Consider the following 19,182-nt stretch of genomic DNA (forward strand, 5'->3'; position numbering starts at 1 on the left):
AGTCTGAACAGGGCGCTTTAGTTAGTAGTGGTAGACGCGAAACCGTGTGATCTACCCATGGGCAGGTTGAAGCTGTAGTAACATACAGTGGAGGACCGAACCGGTTGACGTTGAAAAGTCTTCGGATGACCTGTGGGTAGGGGTGAAAGGCCAATCAAACTCGGAAATAGCTCGTACTCCCCGAAATGCATTTAGGTGCAGCGTTGATTTATAGTTTTATAGAGGTAGAGCTACTGATTGGATGCGGGGGCTTCACCGCCTACCAATTCCTGACAAACTCCGAATGCTATAAAATGTTGATCAGCAGTGAGGGCATGGGTGCTAAGGTCCATGTCCGAGAGGGAAAGAACCCAGACCATCAGCTAAGGTCCCCAAATGTATGTTAAGTTGAATAAACGAGGTTGAACTGCTTAGACAGCTAGGATGTTGGCTTGGAAGCAGCCATTCATTTAAAGAGTGCGTAACAGCTCACTAGTCGAGCGGTTCGGCATGGATAATAATCGGGCATAAACATACTACCGAAGCTATGGACTTGAAAAAGTGGTAGGGGAGCATTGTAGTGTCGTCGAAGGTGGGTCGTGAGGCCTGCTGGAGAAGCTACAAAAGAAAATGTAGGCATAAGTAACGATAATGCGGGCGAGAAACCCGCACTCCGAAAGACTAAGGTTTCCTCAGCTATGCTAATCAGCTGAGGGTTAGTCGGGACCTAACGCGAACCCGAAAGGGGTAGTGGATGGACAACAGGTTAATATTCCTGTACCTGCTCACAATAAAAGTGACGGAGGCGAAAAGTTGGTGCGTACTGACGGAATAGTACGTTGAAGGGAGCGGTAACGCCCCGATAGTACACTAAAGCTACGGCTGCGGTGATAATCCAGCAAATCGACTTCCAAGAAAAGCGAGTGAAGCAGCCCGTACCCTAAACCGACACAGGTAGTTGGGATGAGAATTCTAAGGAGCTCGAGAGATTCATGGCTAAGGAACTAGGCAAAATAGACCTGTAACTTCGGGAGAAAGGTCGCCACGCTTCGGCGTGGCCGCAGTGAAAAGGTCCAGGCGACTGTTTATCAAAAACACAGGGCTATGCTAAATCGAAAGATGACGTATATGGCCTGACACCTGCCCGGTGCTGGAAGGTTAAGTGGAGGGTTTAGCTTCGGCGAAGATCTGAAATGAAGCCCCAGTAAACGGCGGCCGTAACTATAACGGTCCTAAGGTAGCGAAATTCCTTGTCGGGTAAGTTCCGACCTGCACGAATGGTGCAACGATCTGGACACTGTCTCAGCCATGAGCTCGGTGAAATTGTAGTATCGGTGAAGATGCCGATTACCCGCAGTGGGACGAAAAGACCCCGTGAACCTTTACTATAGCTTAGTATTGGCTTTGGATAAGTAATGTGTAGGATAGGTGGGAGACTTTGAAGCGGCGTCGCCAGGCGTTGTGGAGTCATTGTTGAAATACCACCCTTTGCTTATCTAGAGTCTAACCCTTCACAAAAGGGGACAGTGCTTGGTGGGTAGTTTGACTGGGGTGGTCGCCTCCAAAAGAGTAACGGAGGCTTCTAAAGGTTCCCTCAGCACGCTTGGTAACCGTGCGCAGAGTGCAATGGCATAAGGGAGCTTGACTGAGAGACATACAGGTCGATCAGGTACGAAAGTAGAGCATAGTGATCCGGTGGTTCCGCATGGAAGGGCCATCGCTCAAAGGATAAAAGGTACTCCGGGGATAACAGGCTGATCTCCCCCAAGAGCTCACATCGACGGGGGGGTTTGGCACCTCGATGTCGGCTCGTCACATCCTGGGGCTGGAGAAGGTCCCAAGGGTTGGGCTGTTCGCCCATTAAAGTGGCACGCGAGCTGGGTTCAGAACGTCGTGAGACAGTTCGGTCTCTATCTACTGTGGGCGTTAGAAATTTGAGTGGATCTGACTCTAGTACGAGAGGACCGAGTTGGACGAACCTCTGGTGTACCAGTTGTTCCGCCAGGAGCATTGCTGGGTAGCTACGTTCGGAAGGGATAAGCGCTGAAAGCATATAAGCGCGAAACCCACCACAAGATGAGATTTCTTTAAAGGGTCGTGGGAGATGACCACGTTGATAGGCTACAGGTGTAAAGGCAGTAATGTCATAGCCGAGTAGTACTAATAACCCATAGGCTTATTGTACGGCCGTTCTTTTTATAGGTACAACAAACTAATCATGTAGACTTTTCAATATGTCAACAATATACGGACCGAGCGTCCGAAAGACTTAAGGTGGTTATAGCGACGGGGCTCACCTCTTACCATTCCGAACAGAGTAGTTAAGCCCGTTAGCGCCGATGGTACTGCACTCGTGGGAGAGTAGGTCGCCGCCTTTTTTGAAAACCCTTTCATTGCATAGATGAAAGGGTTTTTTGTTTTGGGGGTGTAACGAAAAACAAAGTTTGTTTTAGGTTATAGTATTATAGTTTAAAAAAAGTGACACTCCTTAATGATATATAATATATGATAAACCAGTTGAGTTATGGAAATTGCTAATAGATAGAAAATTAAGCTATAAAAAAACCTGCTATAAGGCAGGTTTTTCATTTTTCATGTTTTTAATAAAGCCTTTTTATGCTCTAATAACACCTCTAGAAATTACGATTTTTTGAATTTCAGAAGTACCTTCGTAAATCTGTGTTATTTTTGCATCACGCATTAAACGCTCTACATGATATTCTTTTACAAAACCATTACCGCCGTGTATTTGAACGGCTTCAACAGTTTGTTCCATAGCTACTTTACTAGCATAAAGTTTTGCCATAGCACTAGACATATCGTAATTATTCCCTTGATCTTTATCCCAAGCAGCTTTCATTACTAGCATTCTAGCAGCTTCAATTTCAGTAGCCATGTCTGCTAATTTAAAGGCAATAGCTTGATGGTTACAAATTTCAGTTCCAAACGCTTTACGTTCTTTAGAATATTTTAGTGCCAATTCATAAGCACCTGAAGCAATACCTAATGCTTGAGCAGCAATGCCGATACGTCCGCCTGAAAGTGTTTTCATGGCGAATTTAAATCCAAAACCATCTTCTCCAATACGATTCTCTTTTGGAACTTTAACATCGTTGAATTGTAATGTGTGAGTATCACTTCCTCTAATACCTAATTTATCTTCTTTTGGTCCAATATCAAAACCTTCCATGCCTTTTTCAACAATAAAAGCATTTATCCCTCTGTGGCCTTTTTCTCTGTCAGTTTGAGCAATTACTAAATATACGTCAGATCTCCCTCCATTTGTAATCCAATTTTTAGTACCATTAATAACATAATGGTCACCCATGTCGATTGCTGTTGTAGCTTGTGAAGTGGCATCACTTCCTGCTTCAGGCTCACTTAAACAAAACGCGCCAAGATATTCTCCTGTAGCTAATTTAGTAAGGTACTTTTGTTTTTGTTCTTCGGTTCCATAGGCTTCTAAACCATAGCAAACCAATGAATTATTAACAGAAACCATAACTGAAGCTGATGCATCAATCTTTGATAATTCTTCCATTATTAATACATAAGAAATAGCATCCATACCACTTCCTCCATATTTTGGGTCAACCATTACACCCATAAAGCCAAGTTCTCCCATTTTTTTGACTAATTCGTCAGGAAACTTTTGTTCATTGTCACGTTCAATAACGCCTGGAAGTAATTCTGTTTGTGCAAAATCGCGAGCTGCGTCACGAATCATTATATGCTCTTCTGTAAGGTTAAAATCCATAATTTGAATAAATTGTTGAATTGATAAAATAAGACTGCAAAGATACTTTATTAATAGCATTTTTTCAATAAGGATTTATATTTTTACAGAATATGATAAAATCAGAATACTTTGTTGTTGGTTGCATGTCTGGAACATCATTAGATGGATTAGATTTAGCCTATATTCGTTTTTTTTTAGATAAAAAATGGAATTTTGAGATTATACAGGTTGTAACTGTGCCTTATTCTGAAGAGTGGAAGAATGATAAGTTGAAAGCTTTAGTGACCTTTTCAGTTGAAGAACTCAAAGATGTAGATGAAGAATATACCGAATTGTTAGCTGATAATATTAATAACTTTATCAGTCAAAATAATATAGCTAATCTTGATGCTATCTGTTCTCATGGACATACAGCCTTGCACCAACCGGAAATTGGATTAACATATCAAATAGGAAATTTAAGACTGCTTTCAAAACTTACTCAAAAAACTGTAGTTTGTGACTTTAGAAAACAGGATGTTGAGTTTAATGGGCAAGGAGCACCATTAGTACCAATTGGGGATAGACTATTGTTCTCTGAATATGATTTTTGTTTGAATTTAGGAGGGTTTGCTAATATTTCATTCGAACAAAAAGGTCGTCGTATAGCTTTCGATATCTGTCCAGCAAATATTGTACTTAATCATTATGTAGGTGAATTGGGATTGGAATATGACCCAAATGGAGAAAATGCTTCTAGAGGTCTAATTAATGAGTCGTTACTTAACAAACTAAATAAACTTCAATATTATAAACAAAATCATCCAAAATCATTAGGGTTGGAATGGGTTGAGAATAATATATATCCATTAATAGATAGCTATAATCTAGATGCGAAAACTATTTTGCGAACTTTTGTGGAGCATATAGCCGTACAAATAGTTAGTGCTTTTAATGAAATTCCTAAATCATCAGTATTAGTTTCTGGTGGTGGAGCTTATAATAGTTTTTTAATTGATTTGTTAAAGTCTAAAAGTTCAAACAAAATAGTGATTCCAAGTCAAGATATCTTGGAATATAAAGAAGCTTTAATCTTTGGACTATTGGGGGTACTTAAATTACGAAATGAAATAAATTGTTTAGCAAGTGTAACAGGTGCTGAAAAAAATCATAGCTCGGGAGAAGTCTATCAACCATAAAATTATTGTAAAATTAATATAAAGCGATTTTTTGTTTTTTATATTTGTTGAAACAAATCTAACTAGTCTTAATGAAAGAATTACTTCAAAAGTACGAAGACAAATCACCAGAAATTATTTTTAATTGGAAAGACCCAGAAACAGAAGCAGAGGGTTGGACAGTAATCAACTCTTTAAGAGGTGGAGCTGCAGGTGGAGGGACGCGAATGCGCAAAGGTTTAGACATGAATGAGGTGCTCTCTCTAGCTAAAACCATGGAAGTTAAGTTTACAGTTTCTGGTCCAGCTATTGGAGGTGCTAAATCGGGAATTAACTTTGATCCAAAGGACCCTAGGAAGAAAGGTGTTTTGGAACGATGGTATAAAGCGGTTTCTCCTTTACTAAAAAGCTATTACGGAACAGGAGGTGATTTAAATGTTGATGAAATTCATGAAGTTATACCAATAACTGAAGAAAGTGGCGTGTGGCATCCACAGGAAGGTGTTTTTGAAGGGCATTTTAAGCCTACACAAGCTGATAAAATAAACAGAATCGGTCAATTACGCCAAGGTGTAATTAAAGTAATTGAAAACCCAAATTATTCACCAAGTGTTGCGCAAAAGTATACGGTCGCCGATATGATAACTGGTTTTGGTGTCGCTGAAGCTGTAAGGCACTATTATGATATATATGGTGGAAATATTGCTGAAAAGCGAGTTGTTGTACAAGGGTTTGGAAATGTTGGTTCTGCAGCAGCTTTTTACATTTCAAAAATGGGAGCAAAAGTTGTTGGTATAATTGATATTGCTGGAGGTTTAATTAATGAAGATGGGTTTACTTTTGAAGAGATTACGGAATTATTCCTTAATAAGGATGGTAATGCTCTATCAGCAGAAAACCTGATTCCTTTTGATGAAATGAATGAACGTATTTGGTCTTTGGAAACAGAAGTGTTTATGCCTTGTGCCGCTTCGCGTTTAGTGACAATAAACCAAATAGATGAAATGATAGATACAGGACTGGAAGTCATTTCTTGTGGAGCCAATGTACCTTTTGCAGATAAAGAAATATTTTTTGGAACTATCATGGAGCATACAGATTACAGAGTGAGTCTTATACCAGATTTTATTTCTAATTGTGGAATGGCGAGAGTATTTGCTTATTTTATGGAGCGTCGTGTTCAAATGACAGATGAAGCGATTTTTAATGACACATCTAACACTATAAAGAAAGCGATGCAGAAGGTTTATGAGCAAAACCAATCTCAAACCCAAATTAGTAAAACAGCATTTGAAATTGCTTTAGGGCAGTTAATTTAAAAAAAATAAATTTTATGGAATCATTAATAATTATTGTATTTGTTGTAGGCTATTTAGCTATAACCCTAGAACATAATTTGAAAATAGACAAGCTTATCCCAGCGTTGGTTATGATGTCGCTTTGTTGGGCTTTAATTGCTTTAGGTCTTGAACATTTTCCACAATGGTTTGATTCCGCTAAACATGCTCTACTTGATAATTTTGGCGATTTAGGTCATGAAGAAAAGATGCATTTAATGGAAGAAACCTTATTGCATCATTTAGGAAAAACAGCAGAGATATTAGTTTTCCTCCTAGGAGCAATGACCATTGTTGAAATTATTGATTATTTTGATGGATTCTCTACCATTAAAACTTTTATTAAAACCAAAAGTAAAAAACGTATCCTTTGGATATTTGGGTTTTTGGCATTTTTTCTTTCAGCAATTATAGACAACTTAACTGCTACTATAGTTTTAATTTCAATACTTCAAAAAATAATACCGAATAGGGATTCAAGAATTTGGTATGCTGGTTTAATTATAATTGCAGCTAATGCAGGTGGTGCTTGGTCACCAATTGGTGATGTTACAACAACAATGCTTTGGATAGGCAAAAAGGTTTCAACAGGACATTTGTTTGTATACTTGTTTGTGCCTTCATTATTGTGTATGCTAGTGCCCTTTTTTATTGCAAGTTTTTTACCTGCTTTCAAAGGAGAATTAGATTATGAAGACCAAGATGATAAACCTAAAAGCCGTTTTAGCTCTACAATGTTGTATTTAGGATTGGGTGGTATTGTATCAGTACCAATTTTTAAAACAGTAACGCATTTACCACCTTATGTAGGTATGATGCTCGCATTAGGGGTAGTGGCCGTTTTTGCCGAAATTTACAGTTCTTCAAAATTCAGTATATCTAATTTTGATTCTGAAGAAAGTGATGCCCATAGCTCTCATAGTCCAGTCCATCATTCCCTTTCTAAAATTGAAATGCCAAGTATTTTGTTCTTTTTAGGAATTTTAATGGCTGTTGCTGCTTTGGAATCTTTGGGGATATTGTTTGGTTTTGCCACGTCATTACAAGAGAATATGCCCATGTTAGGTACGGAGTTACACCATGAAGGCGTTTCAGATTTGGTGGTTTTACTATTAGGTGTGGGCTCCGCTGTCATTGATAATGTACCTCTGGTAGCGGCTAGTTTAGGAATGTTTTCTGTACCTATGGATAATGAACTTTGGCATTTTATAGCCTATTCTGCGGGAACAGGAGGTAGTATGTTGATCATTGGTTCTGCTGCAGGTGTTGTAGCCATGGGAATGGAGAAGATTGATTTTTTCTGGTATCTAAAAAAGATCTCATGGTTAGCACTAGTTGGGTTTTTGGTAGGAGCTGTAGCCTTTATGTTTACTAGAACAATCTTCTAGCATAATTTAGTTAGAAAAAACACGTTATAAATTAAAAATAGATTCAATTATATATGATAAATTCTATAATTCAAGAAGTTCAAGATGGCACTGAAGTGTTAACGGATGGAGAATCAGTTGAAAAAACATTGTCCATTATTGAGTTGATTACCAGTGGAGGAACAGCAGGAATGTTAATAATTCTATTGCTTTTTGTACTATTAATAGTTGCTTGTTACATCTATTTTGAAAGATTATTTGCCATCAAAGCTGCTTCTAAAGTAGATAGTAATTTTATGAATCAAATTAAAGATCATGTAAGTAATGGTAAAATTGATTCAGCGCAAATGTTGTGTGCCCAAGTAAATTCACCTGTATCACGTTTGATTAATAAAGGTTTGACACGCATAGGAAAACCTTTGGAAGATATTAACACAGCTATTGAAAATGCCGGTCGTTTAGAGATTTATGGTTTAGAGAAAAACGTTAGTATGCTGGCCACTATTTCAGGAGCCGCTCCAATGATAGGTTTTCTTGGCACTGTAATTGGTATGATTTTGGCCATATTTGAATTGGCAAATGCAGGAGGAACAATCCAAATGGATGTTTTGGCAAGTGGGCTTTATACTGCTATGACGACAACTGTAGCCGGGTTGATAGTAGGTATTGTTGCTTACATAGCCTATAATCATTTAGTTGTTAAAACCAACAAAGTGGTTTATCAAATGGAAGCTAATTCAGTAGAGTTTTTAGATCACCTAAACGAGCCAATATAATATGGATATTCGCGGAAGAAATAAAGTAACACCAGAATTCAATATGTCATCTATGACGGACATTGTATTCCTTTTACTTATATTTTTTATGATCGCTTCTACTTTAGTTACTACAAGTGCTATTGATATTTTATTGCCAAAAGCTAGTGGCAAAACTGAAAATAAGAAATCAGTAGCCGTTAGTATTACAAAGGATTTACGTTATTATGTGGACCAGAAATTAGTTGGTGAGAGTGTTTTGGAGAATGAATTGGTAAGCGTTTTATCTAGTAAAGATCAGCCAACAATTGTATTGCGGGCAGAAAAAACGGTACCAGTAGATAATGTAGTTAAAGTAATGGATATAGCTAACCGAAACAAGTTTAAAGTTATCCTTGCCGTAAAACCGAATAATTAGCATGAAATATTTAGAGACTAAACATGAACGTAATTCAGCTAAAATCACAACTTTAATAGTTATGATTATTTTGCTGCTTTTGTTTGTTGTTGGTCCTCCATATATGGATCCGCCTATTGAATATGGTGTGGCTGTTAATTTTGGAAACAGTAATGTTGGTCAAGGAAATGTCCAGCCTAAAAAACCAATAAAATCAGAACCTAGAGAGGTGCAAAAACCTGTAGAAGAAGTTTCTAAACCAGAGGAAACCACTCCCGAACCGGTGTCATCTAAACAATCAAAGGCTGAAGATGTTCTTACTCAGGCTGAAGAAGAAGCTATTGCCATTAAAAGACAAAAAGAAGCTGAAAGAAAAGCACAATTAGAAGCTGAACAAAGAGCAAAAGCCGAAGCAGACGCTAAAGCAAAGGCCGAAGCTGATAGAATAGCTAAAGAAAAAGCCGAACAAGAAGCTAAAAAGAAAAAACTGGATGCGCTAATAGGAGGTGTTAGTAAATCTGAAGGTTCTGAATCAGGTGGAGAGGGTAATGATAATGAAGCAGGAGATAAAGGTCAGTTAGATGGAGACCCTTATGCAGCAAGCTATTTTGGAGACCCAGGCACTGGTAGTGGTGGTGTAGGCTATGGTTTAAATGGTAGAGGTAAAGCTACCTATCAAAAGCTTAAACAAGACTGTAATGAATCTGGTATGGTGATTGTTAAAATTGTTGTGAATAGAAACGGAAACGTTATTGAAGCCGTTCCAGGTGTTAAAGGTACTACCAATACAGCACAATGTTTATTAGAGCCTGCAAAAAAAATAGCTTTATCACATAAATGGCGACCGGATTCTAATGCACCAGCCAAACAAATTGGTTTTGTTAAAGTAAACTTCAATTTAGGCCAATAACTAATGACATATCAAGATACTTTAAACTGGATGTTTTCAAAACTTCCGATGTATCAAAGACAAGGTAAGGCAGCTTATAAAGCCGATTTGGGCAATACTATCTTGTTGGCTAATCATCTTAATAATCCAGAAAAAAAGGTCAAGTGTATACATGTAGCTGGAACTAATGGAAAAGGTTCCACGAGCCATATGATTGCTTCTATTTTACAGGAATCGGGTTTAAAAGTGGGGCTTTTTACTTCGCCGCATTTAAAGGATTTTAGAGAGCGTATTAAAATTAATGGTGTTTGCGTAAGTGAAGAATTTGTGATTGAATTCATTAACCAAAACAAAACATTTTTTGAAAGTCAAGCGCTTTCATTCTTTGAAATGACTACAGGAATGGCTTTTGAATATTTTTCAATCCATCAGGTTGATGTAGCTGTAATTGAGGTTGGACTTGGAGGGCGATTGGATTCAACAAATATTATTACACCATTAGTATCTGTGATTACGAATATAGGTTTGGATCATACCCAATTTTTAGGAAATACTTTAGAGGAAATAGCCAATGAAAAAGCAGGGATTATTAAACCAGAAGTTCCTGTTGTTGTTGGGGAATACCTAGAAGCTACTAAACCTGTCTTTTTAAATAAGGCACATAAAAATAAATCAGAAATATATTTTGCCCAAAATCTACACCATGTAAATTTTGAAAGTGATTTAAAAGGTAGTTACCAAAAGCACAACATTAAAACGGCAGTAAAAACTATACAAGTTTTAAACTTATTGGGTTATAAAATATCAGATATAAATATAAAGAAGGGGCTTTTAAATGTAGTAGCAAATACCGATTTAAAGGGTAGATGGCAAGTATTGCAGGAAAAGCCTAAAATAATTTGTGATACTGCTCATAACGAAGACGGATTAAAATATGTTATGAATCAATTGCAAGCTGAAAATTATGAAAACTTATACATAGTCTTTGGTGTGGTTAATGATAAAGATTTAGATTCTATACTAAAGTTATTGCCTAATCATGCATATTATTTTTTTTGTAAGTCTAATGTTCCCCGTGGTTTGGATGCGCATACACTTGCAGATCAATTTATAAAGAAAGGATTTAAAGGTGAAATATGTGAAAGTGTAGAAGGTGCGTTAAATACAGCCAAATCTAAAGCAAGTATTAACGATGTTATTTACGTAGGCGGAAGTACTTTTACGGTGGCCGAAATAATTTAGTTCACCTGCTTTTAAGACACTATATTTGTTTTTCAACTAAAAAAATATTTTAAAATCATGAAGAACTTAATTACACTATTATTGTTAGTGGTTTCTACAATTTCATTTGCCCAAGAATCTACCTATTTAAGATTTAATTACAATACAGGCGATAAGTATTTGATGAATATGGTCATGACCCAAGATATGGGTGAAATTATGAAAATGGATATGCAGATGGAAATGCAAACAGAAGTAAAAGAAGCTATTGATACTATTTTTAATACGGAAATGAGCTTTAAAAGCATTAAAATGGATATGAGTCAAGCAGGAAATAAATTATCTTATGATTCAGATACTAAAGAAGAAAATCTAGATGACGAAGGTAAAATGATGAGCGCGCAGATGAAGCCTATTCTGGAAACCATTTTAGCTGTGAAAACTAATGCTTATGGAGAGGTTTTGGAAATGAAAATGATTGAAGGTAATGCTGCCAATGCCGATCAGTTTACTAACCAGACGCAAAGTGTTATATATCCTAAAGAGGCTGTTAAATTAGGTTCTTCTTGGAGTGATGAAAAAGAAAACAATGGTATGTTAATCAGTTACACATATACAGTAAAATCCATTGACGCTAAATCAGTGATTTTAGATGTAAATGGAAGTGTTTCTGGTGTTGCAACTGGTACATTAACGGGGAGTATGAATATAGATAAAGCTTCGGGCATTTCTAATACATCAAACGTAACCATGGATGTGGACGTTATGGGACAAAAAATGACAACTGAAGTAGTAATTTCTATGACTAAAGTGCAATAACTTTAAAACATATAGATTGATTTAAAAAAGAATTTATTTTTTTTTAAAAAAGCTTTTGTGAATTGAAAAACTACTTTATATTTGCAGTCCGATTACAAAGGGCGATTAGCTCAGTTGGTTCAGAGCACCTCGTTTACACCGAGGGGGTCGGGGGTTCGAATCCCTCATCGCCCACAAAATTAAGTCCGTTTTAAAACGGACTTTTTTATTTTTGGGTCATTAACTCAGTTGGTTCAGAGTGTTACCTTGACAGGGTAGAAGTCACTGGTTCGAATCCAGTATGACCCACTAAAAAAATCTGCTGAATGCAGATTTTTTTAGTTTTAATAGTCTAGTAAATCCATAATACGTTCTAAAGCCATGCCTCTTGAGCCCTTAATAAGCAACAAACTATTGCTGATTTCTAAATCCTTATTATACTCTTTAAATTTGTCATAGGATTTAAAAAATAGACTGTTTGGATCATTGTTTTTGGATAAATAGAAATGCTCTCCAATGAAATATTTTCTCTTGAATGACATGTTTTGAACGAGTTTAACGATACGTTGGTGTTCCAATTGAGAACTTTTGCCCAACTCAAACATATCGCCAAGAAAAACTATCTTGTGTTTAGCTTTTTGATTGTTGAAGTTTGTTAAAGCGGCTTCCATGCTAGTTGGATTAGCATTGTAAGCATCTAAAATAATATTATTAGTTCCTTTGGATATTATCTGTGATCGATTATTATTTGGTGTGTAGTTTTCAATAGCTGCTTTAATATTTTCTAGAGAAACTTTAAAATAATCACCAATTGCTATTGCGGCAGCAATATTTCCAAAATTGTAATCACCAATTAATTGAGATTGAATTTGTTGATTTTTGTAGGCAACTTTAACGTAAGATTCAGAATCTAGTAAGTTAATGGTTATTACATCAGAACCTGAAGATGTACCAAATTTTATAGTTTTAGCATCTTTCGTTTTTTCTAATTGAATAGAGTTGTCAGCATTTACAAAAATAGTTTTATTATAATTTATTAAATGGGTGTACATTTCCGACTTTCCTTCTATAACACCTTCTACACCACCAAAACCCTCTAAATGAGCTTTTCCGAAATTAGTTATGTATCCATAATCTGGCATAGCAATATTGCATAAAAATTCAATTTCTTTTTTATGGTTAGCTCCCATTTCTACTATGCCCAACTCGGTTTGATTATTCATGGAAAGTAAGGTTAATGGCACACCAATATGATTATTTAAATTGCCTTTAGTAGCTGTAGTTCTATATTTTTCCGATAGTACTGCATTAATAAGCTCTTTGGTTGTGGTTTTGCCATTACTACCGGTAAGAGCGATAATTTTAATACCAAGATAATTTCTGTGATAAGTAGCTAATTCTTGTAGTGTTTTTAAAACATTATCTACTAAAATGGTTTGGTTATCAATCTTGTAAGTTGCCTCATCTATTATCACATATTTTGCTCCAAGTTTTATGGCTTGCTCGGCAAATGTATTTCCATTAAAATTTTCGCCCTTTAGCGCAAAAAACATATCATTTTTTGAGATTTTTCTGGTATCGGTTGAGACGCTTTTGCAGTCTAAAAACAGCTTGTGAATATCTTGAATTGTCATAGACTAAAAGTATAAAAAAAGTCCTGACGACAGTCAGGACTTTTTAAATTATTTTAAAACAAATTTCTAGTTTTTTGTTTTGTTTTTATTTTCAGATTTTGAACCTACACGAGACATGGCACATCTAAATCCAATATAATCTGTAGCCATATCCTGTGGAAAATAACGACGAGTAGCTGGGTCTAACCAATACTCTCTGTCTTTCCATGAACCACCTTTATACACACGAACTTCATCATTAATTAAAGAAGTACGCTTATCAGATTGATCATACTCACGAATTAACTGTCCAGAAGAATCAACTTCTACATTATGCTTTGGAGAATTATACATTTTACGTGTGTGTGAGTCTTCAGTTGTTCCGCCATCTTCATCTTCATTAAAGTTGTCTCTATATTGTCTTGAAGAACGCTTGTCACCATCTCTAAAGTTTCTGTTATCACTAGTGTCAAAGTTCATTCTCAAGTATGTTTCATTTTCATCAACTGGTACTTGATGAATTTCTCCAGGTAAGTTTCTAGCTATTACTTTTCCATTTGGTAAAGTATCAAAAACAATATCTTCAGTAGTTACTACTTTTACAGTACCATCTTCATTAATAGCATTTTTAGTATATACATTACCACGGTAGTAGTTAAAGTCAGTAAACTCATCATCTACTATAGGTCTATAAACATCAGCTACCCATTCGGCAACGTTTCCGGCCATATCATATAAACCATAGTCGTTAGGTTCGTATGATTTTACTTGGTTAGTAATATCTGCACCATCATCAGACCATCCTGCTATACCGCCATAATCACCTTTACCTTGCTTAAAGTTAGCTAATTGATCACCGCGAACTTTACGTTTCCCAGAACGCGTGTATTGACCGTCCCAAGGGTATTTTTTACGACCTCTGTATACATTATAACTTCTTAATGATGTTAATCCTAAAGCAGCATATTCCCATTCAGCTTCAGTTGGGAGTCTATATTTAGGGGAGATCAAACCTGTTTCTCTAGTTGCATATACTCCAACAGGGTCACCATTGGCATCTGTTTGCACACGTCTTCTTGTATTAGCTGGATCAGTAATATCAGTATTACCTCCATAAGTTTGAGTAGGGGCACTGATGTATGTATCGGTATTAAAAGTAGCGTCAGCAGATACATCTGTTATTTTAGCATCTCTTTTAATATAGCCTTCATCTTCTAATTTGGCTTCATTAACACGGTCTGAACGCCAGTTAGCAAACTCAACAGCTTGAATCCAACTTACACCTACAACAGGATATTCTGCATAACCAGGATGGCGTAAATAGTTTTCAGTCATAACTTCGTTGAAACCTAAACGATCTCTCCAAACCAATGTGTCAGGTAAAGCACCATTGTAAATGGCTCTGTAATTTTCATCTGTTGGGGGATAAACACGCTTAATCCAATCTAAATATTCTAAATACATTAAATTGGTTACCTCTGTTTCATCCATGTAGAATGATTGAACGTGTTGCTGATTGGGGGTGTTGTTCCAATCGTGCATGACGTCATCTTGAACTTTTCCCATTGTGAAGGTTCCGCCTTCTACAAAAACAAGACCGGGACCTGCCTCTTGACCTTTGAAGGAAGTATTGTATTGGAATCCACCCTCTCTCGAGTTGATGTCCCAACCGGTAGCTCTGGAGCTGTTTGAACTGGATGATCTTTTACAACCAACCATAGTGCTAGCGATAGCTAAAACTAACAATACCCTTATTGTTAATACATTTTTCATATCCATACTTTTAAGTAAGCCATTATTATTTTGGTGACGCAATATAAGAATTATACCTAATAATACAAGCAAAAAAACGATTTTTAGCTAAAAAAATATGCATTTCATCCTATTTATTAGGCATTACACCGATGATTTTTGACGTTTTTATTGTTGTTTTCTCACTTCATAACGTCTATTTTTGTCATTTATTATTGTTGACTAATCTTGTTTTTTGAAAATTGTTAATTTTCAAATAATAAGATGTGTTAATTCACGTTATTTGTGTGATGAAAAAGAAATTGTTACTACTAACCATATTGACTCACCTAATTGTTTTTTCGCAACAAAAAAGTTTTGTGATAAACTGGGAGGGTGATAAAACTATATCCACAGAAAGTTTTTCACTTAAGGTTCCTGCATTTAACCAAGAAAATTTTAACTATAGTCTTACTGATGGTTTGCAATTTATCAGTCAATGGAGCATAAGTCAACTTGTTGATGAAAATTCTGTAGAAATAACCAATGTAAGTTATGGAGTAATTTCAAAAAACGAGTTAAAAGGACTAAATCTTCAAACTGTTCCTAAATCACTGCGGCTTAAATTAGAAAATAGTATTGCTCGTGACAAGCGCTATGCATTTTTAACGGTTTCGCCAATTATTAATGAAAATGGAGTTTACAAGAAAGTAACAGCTTTTACTGTTTCTTATCGTACAAATAATAATGCTAGAACAGGATTTAGGCGTAATATTACGAATTCGGCTTTAAGCTCTGGAAGTTGGTACCGTTTTCAAGTCGATAAAACAGGTGTTTATAAATTATCTAAAAATTTTTTAGAGCAAATAGGTGTTAATGTAAATAGTATTGATCCCAGAACTATAAAATTGTATGGCAATGGTGGTCGAATGATACCTTATGCCAATTCAGAGCCTTACCCTTATGATGTTACTGAAAACGCTATACGGGTTGTCGGGGAAGAAGATGGCGTGTTTCATGATAGCGACTACATTTTATTTTATGGCCAAGGACCAAGAGGTTTCGATGAAACCCGAAACACCAATATTAACTGCTATACAGATATTACGTATTACTATATTAATGTGGGTTCTGGAAATGGAAAACGTGTACAACCTATTGTTGAGCCACCTGGGAATCCTGATGTGGTAATAGATACGTTTCAGGATTACGAATTTCATGAACTAGATGAATATAATTTAGCTAGTGTAGGTAGACGTTGGTTTGGTGATAATTTTGATGTTGAGAACAGCAAAAGTTTTGAATTTCAATTTCCTAATTTGGTAACAACCGAACCTGTGAAGCTAAAAACTTATGTGGCTTCGACTTCTGAAGTAGCTTCAATTATGGAGTTGTCATTGAACGGTAATAGTGTTGCTAATTTGGTAATACCAGCAACTACTTCAAGTACATTGGCTAGTGAGGCTATTTATGATGGTAATGTTAATGTAAGTTCAGATAATATTACTGTTTCTCTAACTTATGATAACAATGGTAACCCTTCAGCTTCGGCTTATATAGATTATGTTTCTGTAGAGGCAACCCGAGCACTAACGTATGCTGGTAGTCAGTACACGTTTTATAATAATGGTGTTGCTAACATATCTGGAATAGCTCAATATAATATATCCAATACCAATCAAGTAAATGAGGTTTGGGATGTAACCGATATTTACAACGTTAGAACTGTTTTGAATCCTGACTCTGACTCTAATATAAGTTTTAAATCAACACTAGGTAGTTTAAAAAAATATGCCATTGTTCCCGCAACAGGATTTTATGAGCCTATTTCTGTTTCGAATAGTAGGGTGAGTAATCAAAATTTAAAAGGAACCATTTTCAATAATGCTCAAGGTGTTTTTGAAGACATAGACTACCTAATTATAACAAGGAGCGATTATGTTAATCAAGCGCAGCGTTTGGCCGAAATTAATCGTATTCAAAATAATTTAAATGTAAAAGTTGTTTCGTTAGAAAGCATATATAATGAATTTAGCACCGGCAATCCAGATATTGGTGCTATAAGGAACTTCGTGAGGTATGTATATTATAACGCCAGTAATCCAGAAAATAGATTAAAATATTTATGCCTTTTTGGCGATGGCTCTTACGATTACAAGAACCGATTGTCCTATAATACCAATATAGTGCCTTCTTGGCATGCTTATGATAGTTTTAATTTAACAAGCTCATTTGTATCTGATGATTTTTATGGAATGATGGATGAGAATGAAGGTGCCATGCGAACGTCTGATAAGTTGGATATTGCTGTTGGTAGAATATTGGCTGATACACCACAACGAGCTAAAGATATGGTCGATAAAATTCAATCGTACTATGTTGAAGCCTCTTTTGGAAACTGGCGCAACAACTTTTTAGTAGTGTCTGATGATGTGGATGAGGCTTGGGAGAAAGATTTGCAAGGAACAACAGATGAAATTGGAGATTTAGTGGCTGAAGAAAAGCCCTTTATCAACGTAACCAAAATACATTCAGATGCCTACTTGCAAGAATCTTCAGCAGGAGGTGATCGTTACCCGAATGTGACTTTGGCCATGACAAATTCTATTGAAGCTGGTGTACTGGTTGTAAATTATTTTGGACATGGTGGTGAAGACGGTTTAGCCAAAGAGCGTATATTTGAAAAACCTGATGCTCAAAATTTAAATAATGTTTGTAAGTTGAATTGTTTTGTCACCGTAACTTGCGAATATACGCGTTTTGATAACCCCTTACGTCCAACAGCAGGAGAATACACTTATTGGAATAAGGATGGTGGAGCAATAGGGCTTATTACTACCACACGCCAAATTTTTGTAAGTGTTGGAATAACCTTTAATATTATTTTGGAGGAGTACTTATTTTCGTTTAGTGATGATGATGATTATGACGATGATGAATATCCAACAATGGCAGAAGCTTTAAGGCTTACAAAAACAAATCCTTCAATTTCGGGTATTGGTCAAAGACGATTAGTGTTTTTTATTGGTGATCCAGCAATGAAATTAGCTTTCCCAAAACCTGATATCAAGCTTACAGCAATTAATGATATACCAGTTGGTCAGCAAACAAGCCCTATTCAGGCATTAAGCAGAGCTAAACTAAATGGTGAAGTGGTTGATGATTCTGGAAATGTGATTTCAGATTTTAATGGTGTTTTATCAGTTGTTATTTACGATAAAAAAATTGAGAGGCAAACTTTAGGTAATGATGGTACTCGAGAAAATGGTCAACTAATCATTATGGACTTCGAAACTTTAGGTGCTGTAATCTTTAGAGGTCAAGCTTCAGTTACAAATGGAGAGTTTGAGTTTGAATTTATTGTGCCTAGAGATATTGGTATTCCAGTTGGGGAAGGCAGAGTCAGTTTTTATGCCAAACGTGAAAACCAGTTGGTTGATGTTGCCGGAGCTAATATTGATGATTTACTAATAGGGGGTTTGAATCAAAATGCTCCAGAAGATAATACGGGACCATTAATTTCATTATACATGAATGATGAAAGTTTTGTTTCGGGAGGTATAACTAACGAATCTCCGAGTTTATTGGTTAAGTTGGAGGATGAAAATGGTATTAATACGGCTAGCGGAATTGGTCATGATATTGTTGCCATTATAGATGGTGACGAAACAAATCAGTATGTTTTGAATGATTATTATCAAACGGAATTAGACGACTACCAAAGAGGTTCAGCAAGTTATCCGTTACGTGATCTGGAACCTGGACTGCATACTTTGACACTTAAGGCATGGGATGTTTATAATAATTCCTCAACTGATGAAATTCAATTTGTTGTACATGATGAAGACCAAGAGTTAATGGTTAATAATGTGCTTAATTACCCTAACCCGTTCGTAAATTATACAGAATTTTGGTTTAATCACAATAGTTCAGAGCCTTTAGACGTTTCTGTACAGATATTCACTGTTTCTGGTAAATTGGTTAGAACATTAAATGCCCAAACTAATACAACAGAATGTTGTGGAAAGGGGGCTTCAGCGTTATCACGGGATATTATTTGGGATGGTCGTGATGATTTTGGAGATAAAATAGGTAAAGGTGTTTATGTTTATAAGCTTAAAGTACGATCAAATACCTTGAACAAAACCGTTGAAGTCATAGAGAAACTTGTAATACTATAATAATAATTTATATTTGTC

General features: G+C 36.1%; 12 protein-coding genes, 2 tRNA genes and 2 rRNA genes (1 of these 16 running past the window's edge). 13 read left to right on the forward strand and 3 right to left on the reverse strand.

The window, feature by feature from the left end:
- Both K7G76_RS04525 and rrf read left to right on the forward strand, forming a co-directional pair.
- Positions 1–2,163: ribosomal RNA gene (locus K7G76_RS04525) — 23S ribosomal RNA — on the forward strand (it extends 658 nt beyond the left edge of the window).
- Between the two features lie 86 nt (positions 2,164–2,249).
- Positions 2,250–2,357, forward strand: a 5S ribosomal RNA gene (rrf, locus tag K7G76_RS04530).
- A 236-nt stretch (positions 2,358–2,593) separates the two neighbouring features.
- Here rrf and K7G76_RS04535 read toward each other — a convergent pair.
- Positions 2,594–3,736, reverse strand: a complete 1,143-nt coding sequence (locus tag K7G76_RS04535; RefSeq protein WP_223032995.1) for an acyl-CoA dehydrogenase — start codon at positions 3,734–3,736, stop codon at positions 2,594–2,596.
- 92 nt (positions 3,737–3,828) lie between these two features.
- Here K7G76_RS04535 and K7G76_RS04540 point away from each other — a divergent pair, with 92 nt between their 5' ends.
- The 10 genes from K7G76_RS04540 (at position 3,829) to K7G76_RS04585 (ending at position 11,948) form a co-directional block, all read left to right on the forward strand.
- Complete coding sequence (locus K7G76_RS04540) at positions 3,829–4,896, forward strand: anhydro-N-acetylmuramic acid kinase (protein WP_223032996.1); 1,068 nt, start codon at positions 3,829–3,831, stop codon at positions 4,894–4,896.
- 71 nt (positions 4,897–4,967) lie between these two features.
- On the forward strand, positions 4,968–6,194 hold the full coding sequence (locus tag K7G76_RS04545) for a Glu/Leu/Phe/Val dehydrogenase dimerization domain-containing protein (RefSeq protein WP_223032997.1): 1,227 nt from the start codon (positions 4,968–4,970) through the stop codon (positions 6,192–6,194).
- A gap of 14 nt (positions 6,195–6,208) precedes the next feature.
- A complete protein-coding gene (gene nhaD / locus K7G76_RS04550) occupies positions 6,209–7,600 on the forward strand; it encodes a sodium:proton antiporter NhaD (RefSeq protein ID WP_223032998.1) in 1,392 nt (463 codons plus the stop codon).
- A gap of 53 nt (positions 7,601–7,653) precedes the next feature.
- Positions 7,654–8,355, forward strand: coding sequence for a MotA/TolQ/ExbB proton channel family protein (locus tag K7G76_RS04555; RefSeq protein WP_223032999.1), 702 nt, complete (start codon positions 7,654–7,656; stop codon positions 8,353–8,355).
- 1 nt (position 8,356) lies between these two features.
- Positions 8,357–8,752: an ExbD/TolR family protein gene (locus tag K7G76_RS04560; protein WP_223033000.1), complete on the forward strand. Its 396-nt coding sequence runs from the start codon at positions 8,357–8,359 to the stop codon at positions 8,750–8,752.
- Between the two features lies 1 nt (position 8,753).
- Complete coding sequence (locus tag K7G76_RS04565; RefSeq protein ID WP_223033001.1) at positions 8,754–9,641, forward strand: energy transducer TonB; 888 nt, start codon at positions 8,754–8,756, stop codon at positions 9,639–9,641.
- Between the two features lie 3 nt (positions 9,642–9,644).
- Positions 9,645–10,862 (forward strand): bifunctional folylpolyglutamate synthase/dihydrofolate synthase, encoded by a 1,218-nt coding sequence (locus K7G76_RS04570; protein WP_223033002.1) that lies wholly within the window; start codon positions 9,645–9,647, stop codon positions 10,860–10,862.
- A 57-nt stretch (positions 10,863–10,919) separates the two neighbouring features.
- Positions 10,920–11,660: a DUF6263 family protein gene (locus K7G76_RS04575; RefSeq protein ID WP_223033003.1), complete on the forward strand. Its 741-nt coding sequence runs from the start codon at positions 10,920–10,922 to the stop codon at positions 11,658–11,660.
- Positions 11,661–11,759: 99 nt separating this feature from the next.
- Positions 11,760–11,834 (forward strand) — tRNA-Val (locus tag K7G76_RS04580).
- 39 nt (positions 11,835–11,873) lie between these two features.
- Positions 11,874–11,948, forward strand: a tRNA-Val gene (locus tag K7G76_RS04585).
- A gap of 35 nt (positions 11,949–11,983) precedes the next feature.
- Here the strand turns inward: K7G76_RS04585 and K7G76_RS04590 are convergent.
- Together K7G76_RS04590 and gldJ are read right to left on the reverse strand one after the other, a co-directional pair.
- Positions 11,984–13,273 (reverse strand): UDP-N-acetylmuramoyl-tripeptide--D-alanyl-D-alanine ligase, encoded by a 1,290-nt coding sequence (locus K7G76_RS04590; RefSeq protein WP_223033004.1) that lies wholly within the window; start codon positions 13,271–13,273, stop codon positions 11,984–11,986.
- A 66-nt stretch (positions 13,274–13,339) separates the two neighbouring features.
- Positions 13,340–15,031 (reverse strand): gliding motility lipoprotein GldJ, encoded by a 1,692-nt coding sequence (gene gldJ, locus K7G76_RS04595; protein ID WP_223033599.1) that lies wholly within the window; start codon positions 15,029–15,031, stop codon positions 13,340–13,342.
- Between the two features lie 263 nt (positions 15,032–15,294).
- On the opposite strand from gldJ, the gene porU reads away from it, so the two are divergent.
- Positions 15,295–19,164, forward strand: a complete 3,870-nt coding sequence (gene porU / locus K7G76_RS04600) for a type IX secretion system sortase PorU (protein WP_223033600.1) — start codon at positions 15,295–15,297, stop codon at positions 19,162–19,164.
- The last annotated feature ends 18 nt before the right edge of the window (positions 19,165–19,182 follow it).

It is taken from the genome of Hanstruepera marina, from assembly GCF_019880635.1.
GTDB lineage: Bacteria > Bacteroidota > Bacteroidia > Flavobacteriales > Flavobacteriaceae > Hanstruepera > Hanstruepera marina.

Excerpts from the sequence above, each read along its gene's own strand:
- K7G76_RS04535 (WP_223032995.1), bottom strand. The coding sequence starts at position 3,736 with ATGGATTTTAACCTTACAGAAGAGCATATAATGATTCGTGACGCAGCT.
- K7G76_RS04540 (WP_223032996.1), top strand. The coding sequence starts at position 3,829 with ATGATAAAATCAGAATACTTTGTTGTTGGTTGCATGTCTGGAACATCA.
- K7G76_RS04545 (WP_223032997.1), top strand. The coding sequence starts at position 4,968 with ATGAAAGAATTACTTCAAAAGTACGAAGACAAATCACCAGAAATTATT.
- nhaD (WP_223032998.1), top strand. The coding sequence starts at position 6,209 with ATGGAATCATTAATAATTATTGTATTTGTTGTAGGCTATTTAGCTATA.
- K7G76_RS04555 (WP_223032999.1), top strand. The coding sequence starts at position 7,654 with ATGATAAATTCTATAATTCAAGAAGTTCAAGATGGCACTGAAGTGTTA.
- K7G76_RS04560 (WP_223033000.1), top strand. The coding sequence starts at position 8,357 with ATGGATATTCGCGGAAGAAATAAAGTAACACCAGAATTCAATATGTCA.
- K7G76_RS04565 (WP_223033001.1), top strand. The coding sequence starts at position 8,754 with ATGAAATATTTAGAGACTAAACATGAACGTAATTCAGCTAAAATCACA.
- K7G76_RS04570 (WP_223033002.1), top strand. The coding sequence starts at position 9,645 with ATGACATATCAAGATACTTTAAACTGGATGTTTTCAAAACTTCCGATG.
- K7G76_RS04575 (WP_223033003.1), top strand. The coding sequence starts at position 10,920 with ATGAAGAACTTAATTACACTATTATTGTTAGTGGTTTCTACAATTTCA.
- K7G76_RS04590 (WP_223033004.1), bottom strand. The coding sequence starts at position 13,273 with ATGACAATTCAAGATATTCACAAGCTGTTTTTAGACTGCAAAAGCGTC.
- gldJ (WP_223033599.1), bottom strand. The coding sequence starts at position 15,031 with ATGGATATGAAAAATGTATTAACAATAAGGGTATTGTTAGTTTTAGCT.
- porU (WP_223033600.1), top strand. The coding sequence starts at position 15,295 with ATGAAAAAGAAATTGTTACTACTAACCATATTGACTCACCTAATTGTT.